The following is a 25,008-nucleotide window of genomic DNA, read 5'->3' on the forward strand; positions in this document are numbered from 1 at the left end:
TCCGAGGTTTTCAAACAATGGACGGAAATCTCAGTATGTGGACGTGGTGGTTTTAGCGACGTATCCGTATCCCGCGCGGCGTCGAATAGAAGCCCGCGGCGGTGAGGGATTCGCGAAGGGCGGTCACGGGGGCAGGAGCACCACCAGTCTCTTGAGTGCCACGTTCCAGGATGGAGATCCCATTGACCTTTTCGATGACCAGCTTGTCGACGGCGCCCAATCTGACCGCCGAAGTGACGGCCGGCCCCGCAAGGGTCAGGTCTGCGACGTCGGACGTGAAGGTCAGCATCGTCTTGCCGCCTCGTTCGACGTAGAGGACGGGCCTCCCGTCCACCAACACCACCAGCGCACCGGCCTTTCGTCCGGGTCGAGCCAAACGCGGATTCTCCGTCGACGACGCGGCCTGAGGCTCGCCCCCGCTCGCGGTCAGTAGCCGTTCCGGCGCAACGGGATCGGGCCAGCCGAGGGTCGAACCATACGCATTCGCCGGGTCGCTCGCCGCGAGAACCAGAACCTCGGGGGCGCGCGGTTCGGAAGAGGAGCCTTCAAGTTGCTGATCGATGGTGGTGGAACGCAAGAGGTCCACGGTCAAGGGCGCTGCGAATTGTGCGCCGCCCAAACCCTCGACGAAATAACCGCGACGCGCTTCGCCCTGATCCTCTTGGGCCGTGAGGATTTGGTACATCGCCTGGAAGCCGCCGGGGGTTTCCTCGTGGGCTACGGCGCCTCGGGTCAGTACGCCGTAGCGGTCCAGCATCAGCTGGGCCGTCGCCACCGCCCGAACGGTGACGTCCAGAGGCTCCTCATCCAGGAAGGTGCTGACTCTGGACCACCGGCCGCTGAGCTCCCGCTCCCGTTGCGGGGAGAGCCCTGCGGCGACCCCCGTCGCCTCGCCTAATCCGCCGGGGCCCAGCCCGAAACCACCGGCCTGGTGCGCGACGGGATTGCCTGCGCGTCCCAACCGTGCGGAGGTGATGCGTCCCGCTCCGCGCCGTCCTCTCGAGCGTGAACGGCCCGGTGCTTTCGGGCGGGCATGGGCAGAAGAACCGCCATCCAAAAAGGCACGCAACGGTCCGGCCGTGTCGTTGGTGACCAATCCGGCCCACACCAATTCCCAGAGCGCGGTTCCGGCGAGGTCAAGGCTCATCCCAGCGCGCGTCGCGATACGGGGCAAGAAGTCCGCGCCGTCTCCCATGGCATCGAAGACGCGGCGGGCATCCTCGCTCAGGTCGTCGAGTCCCATGGGTGGGTCGGCGGGAATCGTCAGGTCGGCAGATTCGGTCAGGTGCAGGCGCACCCATCCGTCCTGTCCGGGGATCGTGCCGCTGCCGGTCCACACCACTTCTCCGCGAGACATCGCTTCGTCCAGCATGCTCGGACGGTACCCCCGGACGCGCGCGGGCAGCACCAGAGTCTCCACGGCGGAGGCTGGGAGTGGAACGCCCGCGAGCTGGTCGATGACGGTCAACAGGCCGTCCGCGTCGTCGACCCGTGGATCTTCCGAGGCGCCTTCCGCGCGAACATGTTGCCACGCCGGCAGGAACCGCGCATACGTGGCCGCGTCTACGGGCTCAATCTGGGCGCGCAGCTTGGCCAATGAACGACGTCGGATCGTTCGGAGAACCCCGACATCGCACCATTCCACGGCCGACTCGGAATCCGCCGCTGCCTCCACCATCTCCGGCGGCAGGAAACGCCCCTGGGCGATGCGACGGTCCGTCACTAGTCGCGTCAGTACCGTCTCGACCACGGCCGATCCCAGTCCCAGGGCGGCTGCCGCTCGGGCAGCGGTGAACGGTCCGTGGGTGCGTGCGAATCGGGAAACGAGATCACCCAAGGGATCCGCCACAGGTTCGATGAAGGCTTGGGGGATGCCCATGGGCAAGGGCATGCCCAACCCGTCACGGAGACGGGCGGCGTCCTCGACGGCGGCGATCTTTTCCTGACCCGCGATGCGGACCGTGAAGGCTCGGGCGGCGCGTGTTAGCTCGGCCATGTGAGAGGCAGCGTCTACGCCGTCTTCAAGGCGTTCGGTGGCTTCGTCGAGGGTGAGGGGGCCCAAGATGCGCAAGAGATCGGCCAGGCCCTCGACGCCGTGGAGTTGACGACCCTCCGTGAGGCGTTGCACCTGCGCTTCGGTCTCGCGAATCGTATCGGGGTCCAGCAGCTCACGCAGTTCGTCCCGCCCTAACAGCTCGGACAGCAGCGTGGGGTCGAGGCTCAGCGCGGCGGCTTTGCGCTCGGCCAGCGGGGCGTCGGTGTTGTAGAGGAATTGCCCCACGTACCCGAAGAGCAGCGTCCTGGCGAAGGGGGAAGGTTCGCTCGTTTCGATCTCGCGCACCGTGATGCGACGGGAGGAGATGTCCTCATGAATCTTTCGCAGTGCGGGCAGGTCGTAAACGTCCTGAAGGCACTCGCGCACCGTTTCGAGGATGATCGGGAAATTTGGGTGGCGGCGGGCGACGTCGAGCAACTGTGCCGAACGTTGGCGCTGCTGCCACAGAGGCGTCCGTTTCCCCGGGTCGCGGCGCGGTAACAACAAAGCCCGGGCCGAGCACTCGCGAAAACGGGCGGCAAAGAGCGCGGAGGAACCAATCTGTTCGGTGACGATCGCTTCGATCTCGTCCGGCTCGAAGAGAAAGAGATCGGCGCCGGGAGGGTTTTCCTCCATGGCAGGGATGCGCAAGACGATCCCGTCGTCGGCGGCCATCGCCGAACCATCCAGCCCGTAGAGTTCGTCGATCCTGGCACCGATCGCCAAGGCCCACGGCGCGTGCACCGGCATCCCGTAGGGAGAATGCAACACCACGCGCCAGTCACCGAGCTCGTCGCGGAATCGTTCGACCACGGCGGTCTTCTCGCTGGGGACCTGACCGGTTGCTTCGCGTTGTTCGTCGATATACGCGCACAGGTTATCCGCGGCCCACTCGTCGAGTCCCGCGGCGAGCAGCCGCTCGCGCGCCGCTCGTCGGCCGTCGGATTCTTCCGCCAACGACGTCGCGAGCTCCCGAGTAAATCGTCCCGTGGCGGCACCCAGTTCGGCCGGCCGGCCGGGCCCGTCCCCGTGCCAGAACGGCAGTTTTCCCACCTGTCCCGGCGCCGGCGTCACGTTGACACGGTCGTGGGTGATCTCCTCGATCCGCCAGCTCGTTGCTCCAAGGGCGATCACGTCGCCATTTCGGGATTCGTAGACCATCTCCTCATCGAGCTCGCCCACTCGCTTGGGGCCGCGAGTCTCTTCGTCCGAGCCCACGATATAGACGGGGTAGAGTCCGCGATCCGGGATGGTCCCGCCGGAGGTCACCGCGACGCGTTGCGCCCCTGGTCTGGGTTCCAAGGTTCCTGCCTCGCGATCCCAAATCACCCGGGGGCGGAGTTCCGCAAATTCGTCGGACGGGTACTTACCTGCCAACAGGTCCAGCACGGCGTCGAATGCGGACCGGGGAAGGGCAGCGAATGGGGCGGTGTGCCGGACGGCGTCGAACCAGGCCTCGACGTCGATGGGCCCGGTCGCACACGCCGCCACGGTCTGTTGCGCCAAAACGTCCAGGGGATTGGCGGGTACGTGCAGGGGCTCGAGGGCGCCGGCACGCATGCGTTCGACCGTCACGGCCGACGAGAGCAGGTCCCCGCGGTGCTTCGGGTACAGGACGGCCCGCGAGGTCTCGCCCACCTGGTGGCCCGCTCGTCCCACGCGTTGCAAACCGCTCGCGACGCTCGGCGGCGACTCCACCTGGATCACCAGGTCCACGGAGCCCATGTCGATCCCCAATTCCAGGGAACTGGTGGCTACCACGCATCGTAAGCTTCCCGACTTCAGGGCATCCTCAATGAGCGCTCGCTGATCTTTGGACACCGAACCGTGATGGGCGCGAGCAAGCTCGGCGGGGGCTGTTCCCGAGGTGAGGTGATTCAGGGCCGGAGGAGAATAGGGCATCTCGCCGCCCTCGGAAGGGGCGGCATCGCTTACAGCATCATGGCGCTGTTCCTCGCGAAATGCGTGCACCTCGTTGAGCCGCGAGGTCAGGCGTTCGGCGAGGCCGCGCGAATTCGCGAAGACAATGGTCGAACGATGGGCTTCCACGAGGTCGACGATCCGCTCCTCGACGTGTGGCCAGATCGAGGCGACGACGGTGTGCGGGGTGGTCGACGTCGACTCCGCGGCGGAACCTCGGCTGACGGCTGCGGTGCCCGCTGAACTGTCGTCCGAATCCGACGGGGCGGCTTCGGCGCTGGCGGCCAGCGGCGACTCGAGATCCAGGCCTAGGGCATCCTCGAGCGTCGGATTCGCTCCGGCGGCCGACCCCGCGGAGACTCCAGTGCGGTGATCCGGAAGGTCGGCGCGTGGTACCGGAACCGTCAGATTCGACATATCTGGAACGGGAACCGAAACGGTCAGGTCCCAGGACTTCTCCAGCGCTGGTTGGACCACGCTCACCGGCGCCGTGCCTCCCAAAAACCGGGCGACGGCGTCCACGGGCTCGACCGTCGCGGACAGCCCGATCCGCTGAGCTGGAGCAGGGAGGATCTGATCGAGGCGTTCGAGAGACACCGCGAGATGAGCTCCGCGTTTGGTCCCGGCGACGGCGTGCACCTCGTCCACGATCACGGTATCCACGGCCGACAAGGTGGAACGCGCCTTCGAGGTCAGCATGAGATACAGGGACTCGGGGGTGGTGATGAGGATGTCCGGAGGGTCGGTGACCAGACGACGTCGTTCCCGGGCTGGTGTGTCGCCCGAACGAATCCCGACAGAAATCTCGCGAGGCTCGCGCCCGTGAAATCGCGCCGTCTGGGAGAGGCCAACCAACGGTGAGCGCAGATTCCGTTCGATATCGACGCCGAGGGCTTTGAGCGGCGAAATATATAGGACTCGGGTGCGCCGTGAGGAACGCTTCCGGCGGGCGGTGGGTCCCGTGTGCTCATCCTCCGAGGCGTCGGCAGCCTCGAGCCCTTCAGCGTCCGGGCGTAATACCAAGCGGTCCAGGGCCCAGAGGAACGCGGCCAAAGTTTTGCCGGAACCCGTGGGCGCCACGACCAAAGCATGTCGACCCTCCGCAATCGCCGACCACGCGCCGTCCTGGGCCGAGGTTGCGCGCGAAAAAGCGCCCGTGAACCATTCACGGGTCGCCGGATCGAATCGCTCTAGGGCCGAAGGCATGTGTCCCATTGTGCCGTTTTCCGTTCCTCGGCGCGTCGACGACGCCGCCCCACGGGTTCGCCGGGAGCGTTGTGTCACATCTACTCATCCACGTCGTGGGCACGGAATATCTCTCGCGACCCGTTAGTTTATGTGTAAAGCAATATATTGTGGGGCGCGCAGGGCCCGCGAGGTCCGGCTCCGGCGGAAAGGACGAACTATGGACGATATCGCAACTCAGGCGAAGATGACCTCGCAGGACATTGACCTGCTCTTCAACGGGCGCACCGCGAGCGCCTTCGAGGATGTTGAGGTAACTGAGGAACAGCGGCGAGCCATTTACGAGCTCACCAAGATGGGCCCCACGGCGTTCAACTCCCAGCCGTTGCGCATTGTGTGGGTGGAAAAGGGAGAGGCTCGGGATCGTCTCGTCAGCCACATGATTGCCGGGAATCAGGCCAAGACGCAGGAGGCCCCGTTGGTCGCCGTCTTGGCGATGGACCAGACATGGCACCACAAATTTGATCGTTTCTTGCCGGCGCGTCCTCAGGTAGGCCAGATGTATATGGATCAGCCGGAGCTTGCGGCGGGAACCGGCCGGGACAATGCCTTTATCCAGGTCGGATACTTCGTCATGGCGGTCCGGGCCATGGGTCTCGCGGCGGGCCCGATGACCGGGTTCAACGCATCCGGCGTCGACGAGGATCTCTTGGCCGGCTACGACCTGAATTCGGTGGTCGTCGTCAACATCGGTAAAGGCGTCGAGCCGAAGTATTCTCGCTCCCCGCGCTTCGCGTACGAGGAATCCACCCTCACGCTCTGAGAGTCAAGGGCGGGTCAGCCCTGGACGCCCACCTTGCTCACGGACAGCTGGGACACCGCAGGATTTCCGCACGCGGAAAAGGTGAAGGGGACGTCCAGGGAGTCCTTGGAGCCCGGGGCGGCGATGCGCAGTCCGCTGGCATTGGTTTTCTCACACGTCGATCCGTAGAGATCCGGTTGGGTGCTCCGCAATATGGCTGATGTGGAATCGCCCGGCTGCAGCGTCGCCCCGGTGCCTCCGAGGTCCGTGGCAGGGGTCGCGGCGGCTCCGATGGTTTGTCCCGAGCCGCCGATGAAGTTGACCGTGGGGTAACCGGAGATCTTGCACGGGTTCGAACCGGAATTCGTGAAAGTCATGGTGTAGTACGTCGAACCGGCGGCACCATTGGACGTGTCGACGGCAACGTGGAGATCGCCCCGGCCACAAGAGCTTTCGCTCGAGGCCGCCTCACTCGACGACGAAGGCTCCTGTCCCGGAGGGTTACTCGGCGTGGGCTGGGTCGGCTGAGCGGATGGGGTCTGTGTGGGCTCGGCCGGTGCCTGGTCCACGGTGCCACTCGGTTGTGGCGTTGGTTCCGCGTCGGTCACGGTGGGTGTCGGAGCGGGCTGCGTCGTCGCCGCGCTCTCGGAGGGGCTCGGTTTCGGAGCGGTCGAAGAAGACGAGGCGCTCGCCGAGCTGCTCGACTCCTGGCCGTCGTGCCCCGAGGTGTTCCCTGAGGAGCACGCACTGGCTCCCAGGGTGAACGCGATGAGCGTTGCCCCGGTGAGTGCCGTACGGATGCGTCGAGTTGTTCGGTCGTACATGTGCCTAGAGTAGGCAGATTTATGACGTGGTGCCAGCGGGGACGGGAGGCCGGCCCCGTCATGCGTGGGGAATCAGCTGCTACATTCCGGGCTTGAGCGTCACCGTGGCGCCGTCCAGTTCGTCGTTGTACTGCGTTTGGCAGGCGAGCCGTGAGTACTCATTGGCGACGTCGTCGATCATGTCCAGCAAGTCCTCTTCTTCTTCGGTGCGGTCATCTCCGCCGGCTTCGAAGTGCTCTGGATCCATGAAGGTGTGGCAGGTGGCGCACGATGCATTGCCGCCGCACGTGGCGAGCACCGGGTACTGATTCTTGTGGAGGCATTCCAGGAGCGTCTGGTTGTCCTTCCACTCGACTTCGTTGGAGTCCCCAGACTCGTCGACCACGGTGATGTTAATGCTCATTGCTCTCCCGTTGTGGGTGAAATTTTCGTGCCTTCACAGTCTAGGCAGGCGGCGCAAGGAGGCCATAACCCCTTTTGCGAGAGGTGACGTGAAACATAGGTCGGCGTGATATTTCTGCACAGTGAGTAATCTGGTCGGAAACTGACGGATCTGGAGGATGCATGAGTCGACGTCGCCCGCAGCATGAACCGGAGGAACAGTTCCTCTTTTCTTTGGACCTCACCGAATTTGCCGGCGAGGGGGCACAACCGGAATCGAAACCTCGTCCAGATGCTTCGGAGAAGCCAGGTGCTCCGGCCGAGATTCATGCCGTCGAGGGTGCCGACCCGAAGGCCCCCGAGCCTCCAAATCTCCGCGAAGCCGAAGCCGAGATGACGCGCGCGGAAATTGCGGCCTCGCGCCGTAACGATCCGGAATACCTCATGGATAAGGCGCGTCGGGTATTTCACCGGGCGTTACTCGACGAGCGAGTACTGGTCGTGGATCCGAATTCGGGAGTCCCTTCGAACGCGGACAAGGATTCCGCGTCCAGCATCCGGTACGCCCAGGCAATGACAGACGGGATCGGTGGTGTTCCGGAGGCGCGGCGCGCACCCGGGCATGGTGTGCGGCGGAATTTTGAGCGAGCGGTCGCTGCGTACCTGAAGTCCGTCATGCGCGCCCTGGATGTTGTGCGGCCGGGGGAGTGGACGGTGCGTCGACTCGGCGACGTCGCGGACGGTCAAGGCGCTCAGGACGCGTCGACCGTTTTCGAACAATATGAACATGTCAGCGGATTGCGGGAGGCCATCGCTGCCCATCGTGACCTTCGTGCATTGATCGGCCACGATTCGTCGATCATTGCACCGGACGTGGTGGTGGCTCGCGCCCCCGTGGCCGACTCCGAACTCAACGCCACGGCTCGCCTCGTGGACCCTCTGGGCCCGCTGGCCTCCGCGAGCCCTCTCCGTTCCGCGGTGCAGGAAAAATCGCTCTTGCACGCCGTCGTCGCGTGCAAATGGACCTTGCGAAGCGATCGCGCCGAGCAGGTGCGTTCCGAAGCGCGTCATTTGATACGCAATCGCAGGGGGCGCGTCCCTCACCTCGTTTTGGTGACCGGTGAGCCGATGCCGTCCAGGCTCGCGGCCGTGGCGTTGGGGACTGGGGATATCGATTGCGTGTATCACGTGGGTCTTCACGAACTCCTGGACGCGATCGACCCCGCGACGGATCCGGCGGGGGCGGACCTCCTACACACCATGGTTCAAGGCAGGCGGCTCAAGGATATTTCGGACCTTCCGTTGGACTTGGCCCTGTAACCTCGGCCGCCCACCCTGGAAACCTACGGTGCGACTTACGACTGTTCGGTGCGCCGGCGGCGTCCGATAACGACGGCGATGGCACCTCCCAGAAGCAGCAAGAGGCCGATGATGACGTAAGGCAGGACCGTCGCGCCTGTGGAAGCCAAGTCACCCGTAGGCTGCGACCCCGAGGCCATGGTTCCGTCATAGAAACCGTCGTTGGTCCCCGTGGAGGTCCACGGCGTGGTTGAGGAGATACCGTCGTCAGCTGGTCCGTTCGAGGCCTCGGGCGCCGTCACCCCCGGGTTTTGCCCGGCGTCATTCTGGGCTGGAGAGTGGCCTGTGCCGGTCGATGGGGCGGTTCCGGCGGAATGATGGGTTCCAACCGATGATCCATTGTCGCCCTGAGGCTGATCCGGCTGAGTCGAGGCTCCATCCCCCGGCTGATCGTTTCCCGTGCCGGGCTGGACGTTCCCGGGTTGAGCATTGCCGGAACCCGGTTGTCCCTGACCTGATGTCGGATTCGAGGAATCGGAATGACCGCTCCCGGTTGCGGCCCTCGTATCGAAGCCCACCAACAGCGGGTCGTGGTCCGAGGAACGATACGGATTGTCCGAATACAGGTTCGTCACGTTGTTGTTATACCGGCTATATTCCAACCCCACGGATTCCACGGAATTGATATTCCAGACGTCGGCTCCGGAGAGCTTGCTGAACATGGGACCTGAGGCCAGCACGTGGTCGATGCTCCCGACGCGCCCACCAAAGAGGTAGGTGTGCTTATTCGTCTTGGCGGAACCGATGTCTTGGTAGCCGGCCTTGTAGAGGATCTGCATGGGATCTTCTTGGGTGTAGGAATTGAAATCACCGAGGAGTACCACGTTCTGTGTTCCGGCCTTTTCTTCCTGCGCGGCGGCAAAAGTGCTCAGCGACTGAGCCTGTTCCTTACGGGATCCGTTGGAAGCGCCCTGGCCGTCACCGGTGTCGGCGTTCCCCGCACCTGCGCCCGAGCCCTTGGACTTGAAGTGATTGACGATGGCAAGGAATTTCTGGCTGCCCTCCGAGGTGGGCTGGAAGGCCTGCGCCAGCGGACGCCGGGCGTTATCGAATGCGGGGTCGTCGAGCAGGATGGTTGACTCGCCCACAGGCTTGACCTTGGCCGGCTGGTAGATGAAGGCTGTGCGGATCACATCCTCCGAGCCGGGCAGCTGGGCCGGTGAATCCACGGCTTTCCACTTATTCGTGCCGGCAGCTTTGTTGAGCTCATCGACCAGATGGTGGAGCGCTTCGTCGCGGTTCTTGCCGAATCGAGCCGAGTTTTCGATCTCCTCCAGGGAAAGTACCGAAGTATCCAGCGAATTGATCGCACCGACGATCTTTTGTTGCTGCCGTTGGAAATTTTCCGCGTTGGCCGCACCGCGGGCATCGCAACCGCCACTCACGGTCACCGGATTTCCGTCGCGATCCTTGTAGTAGGTGCAACCCGTCAATTGGTCGCCGGTCGTCGGAAAGTAGTTGAGCACGTTGAAGCTCGCGATACTCACGTCTCCGTCAACCTGCTGAGGAGCCGGAGTGCGATTGTTGGCGAAGGACACCGGGGAGTCGGATGCCTTGTTGCCGGTCAGCCACGTCGTGGGCTGGAGCCTCCAAGCATCGAATCCATAGCCGAGGACCACCGGTTTATTGAAGGTCGCGCTTCCACCGACCCGCAACGGGTCGGTGGTGGAGAGGTACGGGACGGGGGTTCCGTTGGCGCCCCTGGTGTAGTCCACGGTTCCGCCGTCGTCGAGAAGGTATTCCTTGCTCGCGTTCTGGGCTTCGATGGCATTGGCATCCTCGCCAGGGGCGGCGACGTCGGTCGATTGCGGAAGTGCGGTTTCGCCATTCGTCAGTCCGACTTCACCGTAGCGGTTGGTGTTGTAATTGTCGGTCACCGTGATGGGACCGCTCGGTTGCAGAAGCATGCCCTCGAGCGCCTCGCGCGCGGCCGGATCTTCCGGGAAGGCACCGGTGACGGGTTGGACCGGCTCAACCTGGTCGGGGAGCTTGTGCTCATTTCCGCTATCCACCGTCATCTGTGTTTGCCCGTGGTATTCACTCACGGTGCCGGTGACCTCAATGTAGTCACCGACAGCCACTTGCCCCACGGTCGCGGGGGAGTAGACGAAGAGACCGTCAGAACGGCCTGGAGTCGGATCCTGATCCCCTCCGGTTCCGGGAGTCTGAATGAAGTATCCCTTCAAGCCGCCATCCGGATATGCAGCGGTCACGACGCCGCTCGTCGTTTTGGTCTGGCCTGCTGCCGGGGATAGATCGGTGGTTCCCTGGATGTCAGCAATGGAGGTTCCATGGGAGGTCGACGGCGGGGCAGCGGTCGTTGAGGACGACGAGCTGGACGGCTCTGGCGTAGCCGGAGCGGATGTGGAGTTGGCAACGCCGGGAGTGGGGGCCGCGGCCTTCCACGTGCCATCGATGCGTTGGATCGATTGGCCGGTGGGTGACGTGGCGCCAGTCGGATCCGCCGGTACTCCGCGAATTCCAGCCGGTAGGGATGGGGAGGTACCGGCCGTGATTCCACGACCGCCGGCTGTTCCACCGATCTGCTCGAAGTCTGTGCGTTGTCCCGAGGGATCAGCCACGAAGACGGCGGCCTCATACTTGCCGTCCGCACCGGATCCGGCATCGACGCTATTGGTGATGGGCACCTTGACCTCGTAGTAACCCGAGGAAGGGATGGTGGTGCCTTCCGAAAGAGTCTGGAGGTGCTTGCCATCCTGAAGGTTGCCGCCCCGAGCCACCGAACCGACAACATATCCGCTCAAGTCCGCTCCAGGTTCACCGGAGATTTCCACGAAATCGGAGGCGTCGTCTCCCGCGTAGGAGATTTCGGATATTTGGATGGGAGTTAGCGCTTGGGACGGTGCGGCGGCGACGGGCGTGAGAGCCACGGCAAGGAGGGCTGCCGTGGCCAGGGACGTAACGCCGCGAAGACGGCGAGAACAACGCAATGTGGATGCGGAAAACATGAAAACCTCTGATGCATGGAGTGATGAGCACCTTGAGGTTATGAGGTCCAACGGTCACCCAGGCGAGGGGTGCGGAATATGCGTGTGAACAGCTGGGAAATACATTGCGCCACTGCACGGTGAATCGTTACGACCGTTAACCAGTGAAGCCCCGTCACCGGGTGGTGACGGGGCTTCCGTGGTGCGCCCGAAGGGATTCGAACCCCCAACCTTCTGATCCGTAGTCAGATGCTCTATCCGTTGAGCTACAGGCGCATGGTCTCTCGCAGGTGAACTGCCTCAAGACCAGGTACTACCTTACATGCGGGTTGACGGATCACCAACTCCAGGTGCTGTGATCTCCGCCGCAGGTCGAGAGGAAGCCTCTCCGAGGGCCTGTAAGCTACTCTGGTTCATGTCACAAGGGGTGATAGGTCTGGCCTCGTGAAGATCGGTTCGAAATTCGGAGCTGATGGGATCGAGGCTGTTGTGCCGAACCGCCCCACACAACGTCGTGAGTGATGGCTCGATCCTGGGCCGGAACCTCCTTAAGGGGAACAAATAATGACTGACACCGCCGTCGGAAACAACGACAAGCTCAAGCCAGCCGTTGCTGAAGCCTTGGACAAGGCTCCCACCACCCATCAAAAACTGTTGACCTGGGTGCGCGAGGTCGCGGAGCTGACCCAGCCCGATGCCATCCACTGGGTGGATGGTTCTCAGGAAGAATGGGATCAGCTGACCACGGAACTCGTGGATGCAGGAACCTTCGTGCGGCTCAACGAAGAAAAATTCCCGAACTCCTTCGCCGCATTCTCCGATCCTGACGACGTGGCACGCGTCGAAGAGCGAACCTTCATCTGCAGCGAGACCCGTGAAGGGGCGGGACCCACCAATAACTGGATGGATCCCGAAGAGATGAAGGAAACCCTGACGGAGAAGTACCGCGGATGCATGCGCGGCCGCACGCTGTACGTCATTCCCTTCGTGATGGGCCATTTGGATGCCAAAGATCCCAAGTTTGGCGTCGAGTTGAGCGACTCGCCTTACGTCGTGTGCTCGATGCGCATCATGGCGACCATCGGTAGCGAGGTGCTGCGCAAGATGGAGAGCCAGAATGCTTTCTTCGTGGAGGCGCTCCATTCCGTGGGAGCTCCGCTCGCCGACGGCGAGGCCGATGTTCCGTGGCCGTGCAATCCGGATAAGTACATCGTTCAATTCCCCGAAGAGCGAGCGATTTGGTCCTTCGGATCCGGATACGGCGGTAACGCCTTGCTGGGAAAGAAGTGTTACGCCCTGCGCATCGCCTCGGCTATCGCGCACGACGAGGCCTGGCTCGCCGAGCACATGCTGATTCTCAAGGTCACCGACCCCAAGGGCCAGACCCACTACGTCAGCGGCGCTTTCCCGTCGGCGTGCGGTAAGACGAACTTCGCCATGATCGAGCCCACCATCGACGGTTGGAAGGCCGAGATGGTCGGAGACGACATTTCGTGGATCACCTTCGATGAAGCCGGCAAGCCCCGCGTCATCAACCCGGAGGCAGGCCTCTTCGGCGTCGCGCCGGGCACCGGCTGGAGCACTAACCCCAACGCGATGCGCGGCGTCGCACAGGGCAACACCATCTTCACCAACGTCGCTCTGACCGACGACGGAGGCGTCTGGTGGGAAGGCATGACGGACGAAAAGCCCGACCACCTGATCGACTGGAAGGGGCAAGACTGGACCCCGGATTCGGGCCGCCCCGCCGCGCATCCGAACTCGCGTTTCTGCACCCCGATCAAGCAGGTCGATATCCTCGCTCCCGAATACGACGACCCCGAGGGCGTGCCCCTATCCGCCATCATCTTTGGTGGACGTCGTAAGACCACGGTTCCGTTGGTTTCGGAATCCTTCGATTGGGAACACGGCGTTTTCCAGGGGGCCACGCTATCCTCTGAGACCACCGCGGCCGCTAAGGGCCAGGTCGGCGTCGTGCGTCGCGATCCGATGGCCATGTTGCCGTTTATTGGCTACAACGCTGGGGATTACCTCAAGCACTGGATCAACGTCGCGGAGAAGTACGGCGAAGAGAATATGCCGAAGGTCTTCTACGTGAACTGGTTCCGTCGCACGGCCGACGGCGGTTTTGCGTGGCCTGGATTCGGCGAGAACTCGCGCGTCGTCAAGTGGATCGTCGAGCGCCTTCAGGGAGAGGGCGGTGGCCGGAACACCGCGGTCGGCATTGTCCCGAACCTCGAGGACCTCGACCTCACCGGCCTGGATGGCCAGGAGGACGAGATTCGACAGGCCCTTGCCGTTGACCACGAGGAGTGGAAGGCCGAGTTGCCGGGTATCGACGAGTGGCTAGAAAAGCTCGGCGATCACGTGCCGGAGGAACTTCGTCGCCAGCGCGATGCGTTGGAGCAGCGCCTGAATTCTTAACGGTAGGGCGTTCCCCGAGCCTGCGCGCGGTCCGAAACCTGAAGCGTTTCGGGCCGCGCGTCGTCATGGGAACGCTACGCTCGTCAAAAGGCGGCCCGGCAAATATTTGCCGGGCCGCCTTTTTCGAGGATCATCGCCTCACGATCTGAGTGGAGTTCAGCCTTCCTGGCGGACCAGGCTCAGCGCCAGGTCGCGTACGCGCTCCATGGTCGAAACATCTGGTGCTTCAACGTTCAGGCGCAAGAAAGGCTCCGTGTTGGAGGGGCGCAGGTTGAACCACCAGCCCTCGTCCCGATGCGTGAAGGTCGTGCCGTCGGATTCTTCGATCTCGACGTTTTGCTCGGCCAGCCCCTCCCGAACGCGCTGTACCGCCGCGACCTTGTCGTCGATCTTGGAGTTGATCTCACCCGAGGCGACGTAAGGGGAGTACTTTTCGGCCAATTCCGAAAGCGGCTTCTGTTGAGCGCCCAACGCGGCCAGAACGTGCATCGCCGCGAGCATACCGGTGTCGGCATTGAAGAAATCACGGAAGTAGTAGTGAGCGGAGTGTTCGCCGCCGAATACTCCCCGTTCCTTGGCCATCACGGCCTTGATGAAGGAATGCCCCACACGGGTCTTGATGGGTCGACCGCCCTTGGCCTCGACCAGCTGGGGAACGGCCTTCGACGTGATGAGGTTGTAGATGATCGCCGGTTCGGCCTCGCCAGCAGCCTGGGCACGTTCGATCTCCCGTTCCGCAACGAGTGCCGCAATGGCCGAGGGAGTGACGGGCTCGCCACGTTCGTCGATCACAAAGCAGCGGTCGGCGTCGCCGTCAAAAGCGAGGCCGATGTCGGCTCCTTCACGGACGACGGCGGCCTGCAAGTCCCGGAGATTTTCCGGCTCCAGAGGATTCGCAGGATGGTTCGGGAAGGTGCCGTCGAGTTCGAAGTACATCGGCACGATCTCCAGCGGCAGCCCGGGCAGAACGGCGTCGCCCAAGACGGCCGGGGTGGTCTTGCCACCCATGCCGTTGCCGGCATCGACGACGACCTTCAACGGACGAATGTCAGAAAGGTCCACGAGCTCACGGAGGTACTTCGCGTAATCGCTCAGGATGTCGCGTTCCTCGACGACGCCGGTTTCTTCGGCGGTCGGGATGCCTTCGGCGAGGTAGGTCTGCGCCCGGTCGCGGATCTCGTAGAGGCCGGTCTCGGAAGAGACGGGAACGGCGCCGGCCTTGGACATTTTCATGCCGTTGTACTCGGCCGGATTATGAGAGGCCGTGAAGGTGACGCCTGGCGCGTCGAACACTCCGCAGGCAAAATACAGCTCGTCCGTGGAGATCAAGCCGATCTTGACGACGTCGGCTCCCCGAGCGGTGGCCCCAGCCGCGAATTCGTCGATGAATTCGGGGGACGAGGGGCGCATGTCTCCCCCGACCAAAACCGTGGATCCGGCCAAACCGAGGACGTCGATGAAAGCTGCACCGGTAGCGCGCACGGATTCGTGGGTGATGGTCTCGCCCACGATGCCTCGAACGTCGTAGGCCTTGAATGACTCGTTTAGGTTAATGCTCACCCTCGAATTCTACGTTCTGCTCCGGGAATTCCTCGGGATCGCGAGCGTGACGGGCCTCATGTCCCTGCGCTTGTGCCGTCGGTTGTGGTTGGATTGTGCGTTATGGGCCAGCTGTTGAACATGGACAATCCGATTCAGAATTACGCCTGGGGCACACGCGATACGCTCGCTCGGTTACGCGGTGAACAGGCGCCCTCGGAGCAACCGGAAGCGGAGCTTTGGGTTGGAGCGCACCCAAAATCCTCCTCACGAGTGACGACGGATCTTGGTGAGCGCCGGCTGGCCGACCTCATCGAGGAGGACCCAGCGACCGTTCTGCCGGAAGGCCTCACAGAATTTCCCTATCTCCTCAAAATCCTCGCGATCGATTCCCCTCTGTCTCTCCAGGTTCATCCTTCCGAGGAGCAGGCTGCGGCAGGCTTCGAGCGGGAAGAAGCGGAGGGCATCTCGCGAGACGCGGCAGAGCGTAATTACAAAGATCGTCGCTCCAAGCCCGAAACCGTGGTCGCGTATTCCCCGCTTCGCATCCTGACCGGCATCCGCCCGGCGAACGAACTCAAAGAGATCGCCCGGTGCCTCAACCTCACGTGGTTGGCAGAATTGGCGGACTATAACGCCGCGGACATCGTCACAGGGCTCTTCGCCAAGGACGAGACGAGCGCTTCGGTGGCAGTTGAAGCCACGGTCAACGCAGCCATGGACTGGAGCCTGCGCCATCCGTTTGACGAAGAAGGCGCGGCGGAGCGTCGCGATCGGCCGGGATTTGCCGTCGACGCCGTCGCCGACCTGATCTTGTTACTTCACGACGCGTATCCCGGGGACCGTGGGATTCTGGTGGCTGTGGCCATGAATCAGCTCTTTCTCAAACCGGGGGAGTCGGCGCATACGCCGCACGGGTATATTCACGCCTACATTCAAGGCACCGCCGTGGAAATCATGAATCCCTCCGACAACGTGATGCGCGCGGGGCTCACACCCAAGCACGTGGACGTCAAAGAGATGCTGGCCACCGTCGTGCAGGAGCAGCCGGCACCGGAGCTGGGAGCGGGACGGGAGGTTCAGCCGGGAGTCTCCACCTACGATCTGTGGGATCCTCGGCTCCGCCTGGATCGCGTGGAGGTGACCGCGGGCGAAGAGCGTTCGTACGAGTGCAATGGGCTGGCCGCGATCCTGTGCGTTGCTGGCGACGTCGAAATTGCTTCTCCCCAAGAGCAGGTTTCGTTGTCTGGGGCGCGGTCGGTGCTACACATCGGCACGGCGGACCGGCTCACGTTCACCGGCCAAGGAAGCGTGTTCATTGCCGGCTACGATCCTGCGGCCCCGGCCTCCTGATCTCGAATTACCCGCGGATTCCGTATGACTGAAAGGGAAACTCAGAGAGCTATGACCCAAGCCGACGAGAAAAGCCACCGGGGGTACGGCTTGCCCATGGGCGTCGTCTCCCTGGTTGCCCTTGCCGCCCTCGTCGTCCTCATGGGTGGCCTCAAGTCCATTTCCGAGATTTTCGGTCCCATGTTCTTAGCCTTTTCGCTCGTCGTGGCTGTTCGCCCGATGCGACTGTGGCTCCAAGATCGCAAGCTACCGCGGTGGCTGGCCACGGTGACCGTGGCGCTATTCCTGTATGCGATCCTGTTGGCAATCATCGCTTCCATGGTGGTGGCGGTCGTGCAACTGGTCGACACCTTGCCCGGATATAGCGGAAAGTTTGGGGTCCTGTACCAGCAGGCTCAACAGTGGATGTCTGATCTGGGGCTTAACGAAACCGACATCGGTCAGTCGATCCTGAACTTCATGCAACCGGCGCGAGTCCTGAGCGCGGTGACCACGATACTCAGCGGACTCTCCTCGGCCAGCTCCCAGATGTTCGTGCTCGTCATGGTCATGGCTTTCCTCTTTATCGACTCCACGGTCGTTACGGGACGCCGCGAACGCCTGACCACCTCCCAACCCGGTCTCGGCGCGGCATTCGCGGACTTCACCCACCGCACGTCCAAATATTGGGTGGTCAATACTATTTTCGGCGCCATCGTCGCCGTCTTGGACACGATCGCCCTCATGATCCTCGGCGTGCCCCTGGCGTTTACCTGGGGCGTCTTTTCCTTCGTCACGAACTACATTCCGAACGTTGGATTCATCATTGGTCTGATCCCGCCCGCGTTGCTTGGCTTGCTCGCCGGTGGGCCCGCCACCGCCATTTGGGTCGTGGTGTTGTACTCGGTCATAAACTTTGTGGCTCAGGCTGTGATTCAACCGAAGATCACCGGCGACGCGGTGGGCCTGAACACCACGGTCACCTTCGTATCTCTGATCTTTTGGTCCGCCATCGTCGGCCCCTTGGGCGCAATTCTCGCGGTCCCGTTGACCTTGTTTTTCAAGGCCGTCTTTATTGATTCGGATGTGCGGTCCCGATGGGTTGGTATCGCCTTCGATTCCCGGGGCAAACCAAATGATCTGTCACAGAGCCAAGACGCCATGACCGATGACGGCCGGTACTCTTTGCGTAAGACCTACGGCGCCCCGCGCGACTCAGAAGAATCGCAACGTGGCGAGAGGCGTCAATTGAAACGTGCGCGTGCGCTGAGGTTTCGCGCGAAGAGCGAAGCCGAAACCCAGGAATAGCCGACCTCGACTACAGCCTCCCAGAAAGAACGACATGAAAATTATCCTCACTGTTACGGGCCTGGATCATGAGGGCATCATCGCCGCGGTGTCATCCGGTTTGGCCGAACAACACGTCAACATCCTCAACGTTTCTCAGACGTTGATGGAAAACTACTTCACCATGATCATGCAGGGGGAATTCGACGAAGATTCCCAGACCATTGAGGATATTCAGGCCGCCATGGAGCCCGTGGGTGAGTCCGCCAAGGTGAAAATCCGGATTCAGGCGGAATCCATCTTCCAAGCGATGCACAGCCTCTAAGGACGGCGCTCATGATGGAAACTAACGCGAATATCCTCGAAACGATTCAGATGATCGAGGAAGATAAGCTCGACATCCGAACCGTGACCATGGGAATCTCCCTGCTCGACTGCATCGATTCCGATGGGGAACGCGCCCGGCAGAAAATCTACGAAAAGATCACCCGGTACGCGCGCAATCTCGTATCGGTCGCCCGCGGTATCGAGGCCGAATTGGGCGTCCCGATCATCAATAAGCGCATTTCCGTAACCCCGATAGCGCTCGTGGCCGGGGCCTCCTCGGACTCCGACTACACGGAATTCGCTCGGACCCTCAACGCCGCAGCTCGAGCCGTCGGCGTGGATTTCATCGGTGGATTCTCGGCCCTCGTCGATAAGGGCCAAAGTCCTGCTGATCGCATTCTCATGGACTCGATCCCCAACGCGCTCGCGGAAACCGACGTCGTCTGCTCGTCGGTCGACATCGGCTCCTCCCGCGCCGGAATCAATATGACAGCCGTCCAGCAGATGGGCGAGGTCATCCGACGCACCGCCGATCTCACGGCCGATTCACACGGCTCTGGTTGCGCCAAGCTCGTCGTCTTTGCGAATGCCGTCTCGGATAACCCCTTTATGGCAGGGGCGTTCCATGGGGTTCAGGAAGCCGATTGCGTGGTAAGCGTGGGCGTCTCGGGGCCCGGCGTGGTCAAACGTGCCCTGGAGAAGGTTCCCGGCGCGTCATTGGACGTATGTGCCGAAACCATTAAGAAGGCCGCATTCAAGATCACCCGGGTCGGCCAGCTGGTGGGAAACCTCGCCGCGGAACGACTCGGCGTGGATTTCGGCATCGTGGACCTTTCCCTGGCGCCCACGGCCGAGGTCGGAGACTCCGTGGCCCGCGTGCTGGAAGAGATGGGCTTGGAAATCGTCGGAACTCACGGGACCACGGCGGCTCTGGCTCTGCTTAATGACGCGATGAAGAAGGGCGGTCTGATGGCGTGTTCGCGCGTCGGCGGCCTGTCCGGATCTTTCATCCCGATCTCCGAAGACATCGGCATGATCGAGGCCGCTGCTCAGGGCGCGATCACTTTGGACAAACTCGAGGCGATGACCGCGATCTGTTCGGTCGGCTTGGACATGGTCGCCGTCCCTGGAGAAACCAGCGCGTCAACCATATCCGCGATGATCGCCGACGAGGCCGCCATCGGGGTCATGAATCACAAGACCACGGCCGTCCGTGTGATCCCGGCTGTGGGCTTGGAGGTGGGCGACCTGATCGAGTTTGGTGGGCTTTTGGGGCGGGCACCTGTGATGCCGGCTCACCAGGGGTCGTCTGAGGTCTTCGTCCGGCGATCCGGGCATATCCCGTCGCCGGTGCACGGGTTCCGTAACTAGCGGTCACGGACGACGCCGCGGCTTCGGGACGAGCGGTGCGGTCGGTTGAATCGGTCCCACCGCACTCGGGAGCGCTGGGCCGCGGCCTCAGTGTCTTTGGATTAAGCTGGCCGCCATCGCCTCGAAGGCGAGCCGTGGGTTGACGTTGGTCGAGATGCGACGTCGGGTGAGGTTGATCGTATCGATCTGCTCGAGGGTGCGTTCGGCGCTGGAGTTGAGGGCGTAGTCTCCGAGCTCTCGTTCCAGGTGATGGTTGATCAGCAATGACCCCGTCTTGAGCTGCAGCGTCAAGACATCCCGGAAGAACGTCGTGAGATCGATCAAGAAGCGATCAAGTGTATCGACTTGAATGCGGCGGGCACGACGCTTTTGGTCCTCTTCCAACCGACGGATCGCAGCCTTGACCGTGGGTGGAACCCGGCCCGATTCTGGGGCGCCGAGCGTCACGAGCAGATCATTCTTTTCCCGCTCGTTCCGTTCTTCGGCGTCTGCGGCAGCTTCCGCCTCTGCCGTGGAGATCAGACGCTCGGCGGCGGCCACGGCCGAGCTGATCCCGTCCAGACCCAGAGGCAACCGCACCACGTCTTCTCGGCGTTGCTTCGCATCGGGGAACATTGCTAATCGACGGGCGATACCGATATGCCCCTGAGCGAGCCGTGCGGCTCGAAGGGCCGTCTCGCTGGGGACCCCATCGCGACGTTCCAGAAGTTCCGCGACTTCCTCGGCGCCGGGAACTTTGAGGTTCACCGCGCGGCACCGGGAACGAATGGTCACGAGGACATCGATAGGGCTCGGTGCGCAGAGCAACCACACGGTATGTGGTGGCGGTTCTTCGATCGCCTTGAGGAGAACGTTCGAGGTCCGCTCGGGCATTCGGTCGGCGTCTTCGACCACCAAGATCCGCCAGCGCCCGACGGCGGGCCGATCCTGGGCCTTGACCACGAGCTCGCGAGCCTCTTCGATCTTGATGCTGACGTTTTCGGTCGCGAAATTCGTGACGTCGGCATGGGTCCCGGACATCGCGGTCCGGCAGGACTTGCATTCTCCGCAGCCTCGTTCGGAGGGATCGGGGCGTTCACACAAGAGTCCCGCTGCCAGAGCGCGTGCGGCGACGGACCGGCCCGATCCGGGAGGCCCCGTGAAGAGCCAGGCGTGCGGAACCGCCTCAGAGGCCGCCGCCCTGCGGAGCTGTTTCACGGCCTGGGGCTGACCCACCAATTGATCCCAAACGTTCATCGCGTCCCCTCCTCCCGGAGCACCGGGGCGACGGCTTCCCACACGCGAGCGGCTACCTCGTGGGGCTCTCCCGTGCCATCGACCCGGACCCGGCCAGAGGTCGCGTCACTGGTCAACGACCGAAAAGATTCCTGAACCTTGAGGTGAAATTCGTCGGGCTCGGATTCGAGCCGGTCCGCGGCACCCCGGTTTGCCATGCGACGTCGTGCGTCTGCCACATCCACCGAGAGCACCACGGTGATATCGGGAAGAAGCTCCTCGGTGGCCCATCGAGAGAGGTTCGTGATGTTCTCCTCGCCGAGACCACGCCCAGCTCCTTGATAAGCGGCTGAAGAGTCGATGTAGCGGTCGCAGATGACGATTCGGCCGGCGTCGAGTTCCGGGGCGATGAGCTGGTGGGCGTGGGCGGCTCGAGACGCCGCGTAAAGGAGTGCTTCGGTGTGAGCGTCGATCTCGCCTTGCCCGTGGTCTAAAACGAGGGCGCGGATCCGTTCGCCGATATCGGTGCCTCCCGGTTCCCGCGTCAGCGTGACGGGTCGATCGAGTTCGAGGAGTCGATCGCGAAGAAGTCGGGCTTGGGTCGACTTGCCGCTACCGTCGCCGCCTTCGAAGACGATGAAGGTCCCCGGCCTCTGCGGTGCGGGGGAGTCACGGGAATAGCTCAGGGTTGATGTCACCCTCGTAGCCTATCGAATCGCCGACGACGTACGCCGTAGTCTACGGGCGTTAGGGCAGGGGACGCCGGTAGCCTGTGGACCATGCAGCAGAATTCGACGGATACCCACAGCCCAATTGACTCCGACGCGACGGAACTAGACCCCGCAGACCTTGGCGCCGAATCTGCCGGAGCCGAACGTCGGAACGAATTCTCTCGCGACACCCTCGTGGTGTCCGCCGGACGACCGCCCAGAGAACATGACCAGCCGGTGAATCAACCGATCGTCTTGTCCTCGACCTTTCATGGCACCGGGGACGTGCAATCGTCGGATCGGACCTACGGTCGGTACACCAACCCCACATGGGAAGATTTCGAAACTGTCCTGGCCGACCTCGAGGGCTCCGAACTTCCGGCCCTGCTCTTCAGCTCGGGTATGGCTGCGGTCGCGGCGGTGGTGCGGCAGGTCCCGGTCGGATCAATCATCGTGATGCCGGAGCATACGTACCTCGGTTCAATGGCTTTGGTCCGTCAGATGGCCGAGCGGGGTATCTGCACATTGGTCGAGGTGCCCGTCGAAGATACCGAGGCGACTCTCGAGGTGCTCACCCAGCAGGTTCAGGCCCTCCCGGGTTCAGTGCCTGGCGCCGCCGCACCCTACGCCTTGTTCTGGCTCGAAAGCCCCACCAACCCGATGCTGGAAGTCGCCGACCTCCCGACCTTGCTCGCAGCGGCACGTGACCTCGGCGTCCGGACGGCGGTGGATAACACTTTCGCCACGCCACTCGTTCAAAGGCCACTCGTCTGGGGAGCCGACTACGTCGTTCATTCCGCGACCAAGTACCTGGCCGGTCACTCCGACGTCGTCTTGGGCGCCGTGGTCACCCGGGATCCCGACCTTCGCGCGGCGGCTCTTGCCGAACGTTCGCTCGCCGGTGCCATCCCGGGCCCCTTCGAAGCCTGGTTGGGGCTGAGGGGGATGCGAACTCTGGCTCTACGTCTCAAGCAGTCGTCGTCGTCGGCGCAAATTCTCGCCGAGCGGTTGGCTGACCATCCGGCTATCGACGAGGTGCGGTATCCCGGTCTCAGTACGGATCGTGGGCATCACCGTGCGGCGGCTCAGATGAGTTCTTTCGGTTCCATCTTGTCGATCACTCTGCGTGACGGCGCCGCAGCCGCCGAACGCGTGACGGAGCAGACCCAGCTCTGGACGCCGGCGACGTCGCTGGGTGGCGTGGAGTCCCTCATCGAACGACGCCGCCGCCATGCGGGGGAGGCGCCGAGTGTTAGTCCGTCACTATTGCGGCTGTCCGTGGGAATCGAGGACGTCGAGGACCTGTGGACGGATCTGTCGCGTGCCCTGAAATTCACCGGTCCACGGTAGGCTAAGGCCCATGCATATTTTGAACATCGTGCTGATGGCTGAGCATTTCATCAACTTTGCGTTGGGGCTCATTCTCTTTGCCTTGGCGTTGTGGGCCTTCATCTCCGCCCTGGGCGCGAGCGACTACGCCTAACAGTCCGCGTTCAAGCGCACCAAGAAATTTTGGGTGCTCGTGACCGGCGCGTGCTTGCTGGGCGCTTTGCTGTCTATGTTCAGTGCTTTCCGAGGTGGATCGCCGAGCCTGTTTATCCAGCTCATCGCCGCCTCCGCGGTCGGTGTATTTCTTGCCGACGTTCGTCCGGCGGTGCGCACCAGAAGGTAGCGCTGTCGATGTTCATCCTCACGCATGCCCCGGGTTCGCCCGGGGCATGCGTCGTTAACCCACAGTTTCGACTCATGAGGGCGCTCAAAGTGGAACAATGGGGGCATGGCTGAAACGTACAAACTTGTTTTGCTCCGTCACGGACAGAGCGAATGGAATCGAGAGAACCTGTTCACCGGCTGGGTCGACGTTCCGTTGTCGGAACAGGGCCGCACCGAAGCTGCGAAGGGTGGTGCGCTCCTCAAGGAAAGGAACATCCTGCCCGACGTCGTGCACACCTCGTTGCTTCGTCGCGCGATGAATACCGCGAACATCGCCTTGGACGAGGCGGACCGTCTGTGGATTCCGGTGAAGCGCGACTGGCGCCTCAACGAGCGCCACTATGGGGATCTCCAGGGGAAAGATAAGGCCGCGGTACGCGAGAAGTACGGCGAGGAGCAGTTCATGCAGTGGCGTCGGTCCTACGACGTCCCGCCGCCCCCGCTGTCCGACGACTCCGAGTTCTCCCAGGCCCACGATCCACGCTATGCAGACGTGGACGATGCCCCGCGTACGGAGTGCCTCAAGGACGTGCTCGAGCGCATGCTTCCGTACTGGGAGTCGGGCATTAAGCCGGATTTGGCGTCCGGGAAGACGGTGCTCGTGGCGGCCCACGGCAATTCGTTGCGTGCGCTGGTTAAGCACCTGGATGGTATCTCCGACGAGGAGATTTCCGGTCTGAACATTCCGACCGGAATTCCGCTGTACTACGAGCTAGACGAAAACTTCGCCCCCACCAAGCCGGGCGAATATCTCGACCCCGACGCCGCTCAGGACGCCATCAAGGCCGTCGCAAACCAGGGCAAGAAGTAACCCTTCCGTCGGCGAGAATTTCGGCTCTCCTGGAAGGCCAATAGAAAAGATCCGCCCCACGAGGAATTCCTCGTGGGGCGGATCTTTCGCGTAGAGCGGGTCTTAGGACGCGGGGTTCGGCTGCGAGTCCCAATCTCCGGTCACCAAGTAGGTCACCTTGCGTGCCACGGAAACGCCGTGGTCACCAAAGCGCTCCATGTAGCGAGACACGAGGGTCATATCGATCGTCGTCTGAGCGTTGCTGCCCCACGAGGCCTCTGCGATGTGGGAAAAGACCGATTCGTGGAGGGTGTTGATGCGTGCCTTCGCGGTGTACACCTCATCCGCGTAGCTCAGCTCTCGGGTCTCCAAGAGCTGGATGACGGACTTGATGATGGTCTTGTCCAGGTCGATGATTTCCTGGAAGGTCGGCACCAGATCGGTGGGCACGGCCGGCTCGGGGAAACGCAACCGGGCGACCTGCGCTACGTGGCGGGCGAGGTCGCCGGCCCGTTCGAGAGAAGCACTCATGCGCAGGGCTCCCACGATCATGCGAAGGTCGGAAGCCACGGGACCTTGGAGGGCCAGGAGATCGATCGAACGCTCGTCGAGCTGGTTCTGCAAGAAATCGATCCGAGCATCATTCGAGATGACCTCTTCGGCTTCTTGCACGTCGGCGTTCAACAACGAATCCGCCGCGCGGTCGAACGCGGCCTCGACGAGAGTCGCAATTTCGACGAGGTCGTCTCCCACCTGTTGGAGCTCGGCCTGAAAAACTTTGCGCACGGTATACGGTCCTTTCCTGACATCACGGAACTATTGTTCCCAGAATTCCAATCTCTCATG

At 62.7% G+C, this 25,008-nt stretch carries 18 protein-coding genes, 1 tRNA gene and 1 pseudogene; 11 read left to right on the forward strand and 9 right to left on the reverse strand.

Translation table 11 applies throughout. From position 1 onward, the window contains the following. Positions 1-52: 52 nt before the first annotated feature. Entirely contained in the window at positions 53-5,161 is a 5,109-nt protein-coding gene (locus D8M21_RS08440; RefSeq protein WP_126855805.1) for an Lhr family ATP-dependent helicase, read from the reverse strand. A 199-nt stretch (positions 5,162-5,360) separates the two neighbouring features. Here D8M21_RS08440 and D8M21_RS08445 point away from each other — a divergent pair, with 199 nt between their 5' ends. Further along, entirely contained in the window at positions 5,361-5,963 is a 603-nt protein-coding gene (locus D8M21_RS08445) for a malonic semialdehyde reductase (protein ID WP_048681221.1), read from the forward strand. A 14-nt stretch (positions 5,964-5,977) separates the two neighbouring features. On the opposite strand, the gene D8M21_RS08450 is transcribed toward D8M21_RS08445, so the two are convergent. Both D8M21_RS08450 and D8M21_RS08455 read right to left on the reverse strand, forming a co-directional pair. Next, positions 5,978-6,766 (reverse strand): DUF4232 domain-containing protein, encoded by a 789-nt coding sequence (locus tag D8M21_RS08450; protein WP_082156771.1) that lies wholly within the window; start codon positions 6,764-6,766, stop codon positions 5,978-5,980. A gap of 79 nt (positions 6,767-6,845) precedes the next feature. Further along, a complete protein-coding gene (locus D8M21_RS08455; protein WP_048681230.1) occupies positions 6,846-7,169 on the reverse strand; it encodes a 2Fe-2S iron-sulfur cluster-binding protein in 324 nt (107 codons plus the stop codon). Between the two features lie 161 nt (positions 7,170-7,330). Here D8M21_RS08455 and D8M21_RS08460 point away from each other — a divergent pair, with 161 nt between their 5' ends. After that, on the forward strand, positions 7,331-8,467 hold the full coding sequence (locus D8M21_RS08460; RefSeq protein WP_048681232.1) for an NgoMIV family type II restriction endonuclease: 1,137 nt from the start codon (positions 7,331-7,333) through the stop codon (positions 8,465-8,467). A 35-nt stretch (positions 8,468-8,502) separates the two neighbouring features. Here the strand turns inward: D8M21_RS08460 and D8M21_RS08465 are convergent, their stop codons facing one another. Beyond that, on the reverse strand, positions 8,503-11,475 hold the full coding sequence (locus tag D8M21_RS08465; protein ID WP_048681236.1) for an ExeM/NucH family extracellular endonuclease: 2,973 nt from the start codon (positions 11,473-11,475) through the stop codon (positions 8,503-8,505). A 179-nt stretch (positions 11,476-11,654) separates the two neighbouring features. Continuing rightward, positions 11,655-11,730, reverse strand: a tRNA-Arg gene (locus tag D8M21_RS08470). Between the two features lie 288 nt (positions 11,731-12,018). Between D8M21_RS08470 and D8M21_RS08475 the strand changes: the two genes are divergently transcribed. Then, the gene (locus tag D8M21_RS08475; RefSeq protein WP_048681257.1) at positions 12,019-13,878 is read left to right on the forward strand and encodes a phosphoenolpyruvate carboxykinase (GTP); all 1,860 of its coding nucleotides are present in this window, start codon (positions 12,019-12,021) and stop codon (positions 13,876-13,878) included. A gap of 156 nt (positions 13,879-14,034) precedes the next feature. Here D8M21_RS08475 and D8M21_RS08480 read toward each other — a convergent pair whose 3' ends face one another. Then, on the reverse strand, positions 14,035-15,438 hold the full coding sequence (locus D8M21_RS08480) for a phosphomannomutase/phosphoglucomutase (protein ID WP_048681260.1): 1,404 nt from the start codon (positions 15,436-15,438) through the stop codon (positions 14,035-14,037). Between the two features lie 102 nt (positions 15,439-15,540). On the opposite strand from D8M21_RS08480, the gene manA reads away from it, so the two are divergent. The 4 genes from manA to D8M21_RS08500 are packed head-to-tail and all read left to right on the forward strand — an operon-like array spanning position 15,541 to position 19,734. Next, positions 15,541-16,770, forward strand: coding sequence for a mannose-6-phosphate isomerase, class I (gene manA / locus D8M21_RS08485; RefSeq protein ID WP_048681266.1), 1,230 nt, complete (start codon positions 15,541-15,543; stop codon positions 16,768-16,770). A 51-nt stretch (positions 16,771-16,821) separates the two neighbouring features. Next, positions 16,822-18,057 carry an AI-2E family transporter gene (locus D8M21_RS08490; RefSeq protein ID WP_048681268.1) on the forward strand — a complete coding sequence of 412 codons (1,236 nt, stop codon included), beginning with the start codon at positions 16,822-16,824 and terminating at the stop codon, positions 18,055-18,057. A gap of 34 nt (positions 18,058-18,091) precedes the next feature. Next, on the forward strand, positions 18,092-18,361 hold the full coding sequence (locus D8M21_RS08495; RefSeq protein WP_048681269.1) for an ACT domain-containing protein: 270 nt from the start codon (positions 18,092-18,094) through the stop codon (positions 18,359-18,361). 11 nt (positions 18,362-18,372) lie between these two features. Then, the gene (locus D8M21_RS08500) at positions 18,373-19,734 is read left to right on the forward strand and encodes a PFL family protein (RefSeq protein WP_126855806.1); all 1,362 of its coding nucleotides are present in this window, start codon (positions 18,373-18,375) and stop codon (positions 19,732-19,734) included. 87 nt (positions 19,735-19,821) lie between these two features. Here the strand turns inward: D8M21_RS08500 and D8M21_RS08505 are convergent, their stop codons facing one another. Both D8M21_RS08505 and tmk read right to left on the reverse strand, forming a co-directional pair. Then, positions 19,822-20,970, reverse strand: coding sequence for a DNA polymerase III subunit delta' (locus tag D8M21_RS08505; RefSeq protein WP_048681272.1), 1,149 nt, complete (start codon positions 20,968-20,970; stop codon positions 19,822-19,824). Beyond that, positions 20,967-21,647 (reverse strand): dTMP kinase, encoded by a 681-nt coding sequence (gene tmk, locus D8M21_RS08510; protein WP_126855807.1) that lies wholly within the window; start codon positions 21,645-21,647, stop codon positions 20,967-20,969. The genes D8M21_RS08505 and tmk overlap by 4 nt, the downstream gene beginning before the upstream one ends. An 81-nt stretch (positions 21,648-21,728) precedes the next feature. Here tmk and D8M21_RS08515 point away from each other — a divergent pair, with 81 nt between their 5' ends. The 4 genes and pseudogenes from D8M21_RS08515 to D8M21_RS08525 all read left to right on the forward strand — a co-directional run bounded on the left by D8M21_RS08515 (position 21,729) and on the right by D8M21_RS08525 (position 24,183). Next, complete coding sequence (locus D8M21_RS08515; protein WP_082156775.1) at positions 21,729-23,009, forward strand: trans-sulfuration enzyme family protein; 1,281 nt, start codon at positions 21,729-21,731, stop codon at positions 23,007-23,009. A gap of 10 nt (positions 23,010-23,019) precedes the next feature. Continuing rightward, complete coding sequence (locus D8M21_RS11580) at positions 23,020-23,142, forward strand: hypothetical protein (RefSeq protein WP_274542924.1); 123 nt, start codon at positions 23,020-23,022, stop codon at positions 23,140-23,142. 18 nt (positions 23,143-23,160) lie between these two features. Continuing rightward, a pseudogene (locus D8M21_RS11640) lies at positions 23,161-23,331 on the forward strand (DUF2516 family protein); the annotation flags it as partial. A 105-nt stretch (positions 23,332-23,436) separates the two neighbouring features. Further along, positions 23,437-24,183, forward strand: coding sequence for a phosphoglyceromutase (locus D8M21_RS08525; protein ID WP_048681277.1), 747 nt, complete (start codon positions 23,437-23,439; stop codon positions 24,181-24,183). Positions 24,184-24,285: 102 nt separating this feature from the next. Here the strand turns inward: D8M21_RS08525 and phoU are convergent, their stop codons facing one another. Next, entirely contained in the window at positions 24,286-24,948 is a 663-nt protein-coding gene (gene phoU, locus D8M21_RS08530; RefSeq protein ID WP_048681278.1) for a phosphate signaling complex protein PhoU, read from the reverse strand. Between the last annotated feature and the right edge of the window lie 60 nt (positions 24,949-25,008).

The organism is Kocuria sp. HSID16901 (genome assembly GCF_003989425.1).
GTDB lineage: Bacteria > Actinomycetota > Actinomycetes > Actinomycetales > Micrococcaceae > Rothia > Rothia massiliensis.

Excerpts from the sequence above, each read along its gene's own strand:
- D8M21_RS08475 (WP_048681257.1), top strand. The coding sequence starts at position 12,019 with ATGACTGACACCGCCGTCGGAAACAACGACAAGCTCAAGCCAGCCGTT.
- D8M21_RS08525 (WP_048681277.1), top strand. The coding sequence starts at position 23,437 with ATGGCTGAAACGTACAAACTTGTTTTGCTCCGTCACGGACAGAGCGAA.
- D8M21_RS08440 (WP_126855805.1), bottom strand. The coding sequence starts at position 5,161 with ATGCCTTCGGCCCTAGAGCGATTCGATCCGGCGACCCGTGAATGGTTC.
- D8M21_RS08455 (WP_048681230.1), bottom strand. The coding sequence starts at position 7,169 with ATGAGCATTAACATCACCGTGGTCGACGAGTCTGGGGACTCCAACGAA.
- D8M21_RS08460 (WP_048681232.1), top strand. The coding sequence starts at position 7,331 with ATGAGTCGACGTCGCCCGCAGCATGAACCGGAGGAACAGTTCCTCTTT.
- manA (WP_048681266.1), top strand. The coding sequence starts at position 15,541 with ATGGGCCAGCTGTTGAACATGGACAATCCGATTCAGAATTACGCCTGG.
- D8M21_RS11580 (WP_274542924.1), top strand. The coding sequence starts at position 23,020 with ATGCATATTTTGAACATCGTGCTGATGGCTGAGCATTTCATCAACTTT.
- D8M21_RS08490 (WP_048681268.1), top strand. The coding sequence starts at position 16,822 with ATGACCCAAGCCGACGAGAAAAGCCACCGGGGGTACGGCTTGCCCATG.
- D8M21_RS08450 (WP_082156771.1), bottom strand. The coding sequence starts at position 6,766 with ATGTACGACCGAACAACTCGACGCATCCGTACGGCACTCACCGGGGCA.
- D8M21_RS08465 (WP_048681236.1), bottom strand. The coding sequence starts at position 11,475 with ATGTTTTCCGCATCCACATTGCGTTGTTCTCGCCGTCTTCGCGGCGTT.
- D8M21_RS08445 (WP_048681221.1), top strand. The coding sequence starts at position 5,361 with ATGGACGATATCGCAACTCAGGCGAAGATGACCTCGCAGGACATTGAC.
- D8M21_RS08505 (WP_048681272.1), bottom strand. The coding sequence starts at position 20,970 with ATGAACGTTTGGGATCAATTGGTGGGTCAGCCCCAGGCCGTGAAACAG.
- D8M21_RS08500 (WP_126855806.1), top strand. The coding sequence starts at position 18,373 with ATGATGGAAACTAACGCGAATATCCTCGAAACGATTCAGATGATCGAG.
- D8M21_RS08515 (WP_082156775.1), top strand. The coding sequence starts at position 21,729 with ATGCAGCAGAATTCGACGGATACCCACAGCCCAATTGACTCCGACGCG.
- D8M21_RS08495 (WP_048681269.1), top strand. The coding sequence starts at position 18,092 with ATGAAAATTATCCTCACTGTTACGGGCCTGGATCATGAGGGCATCATC.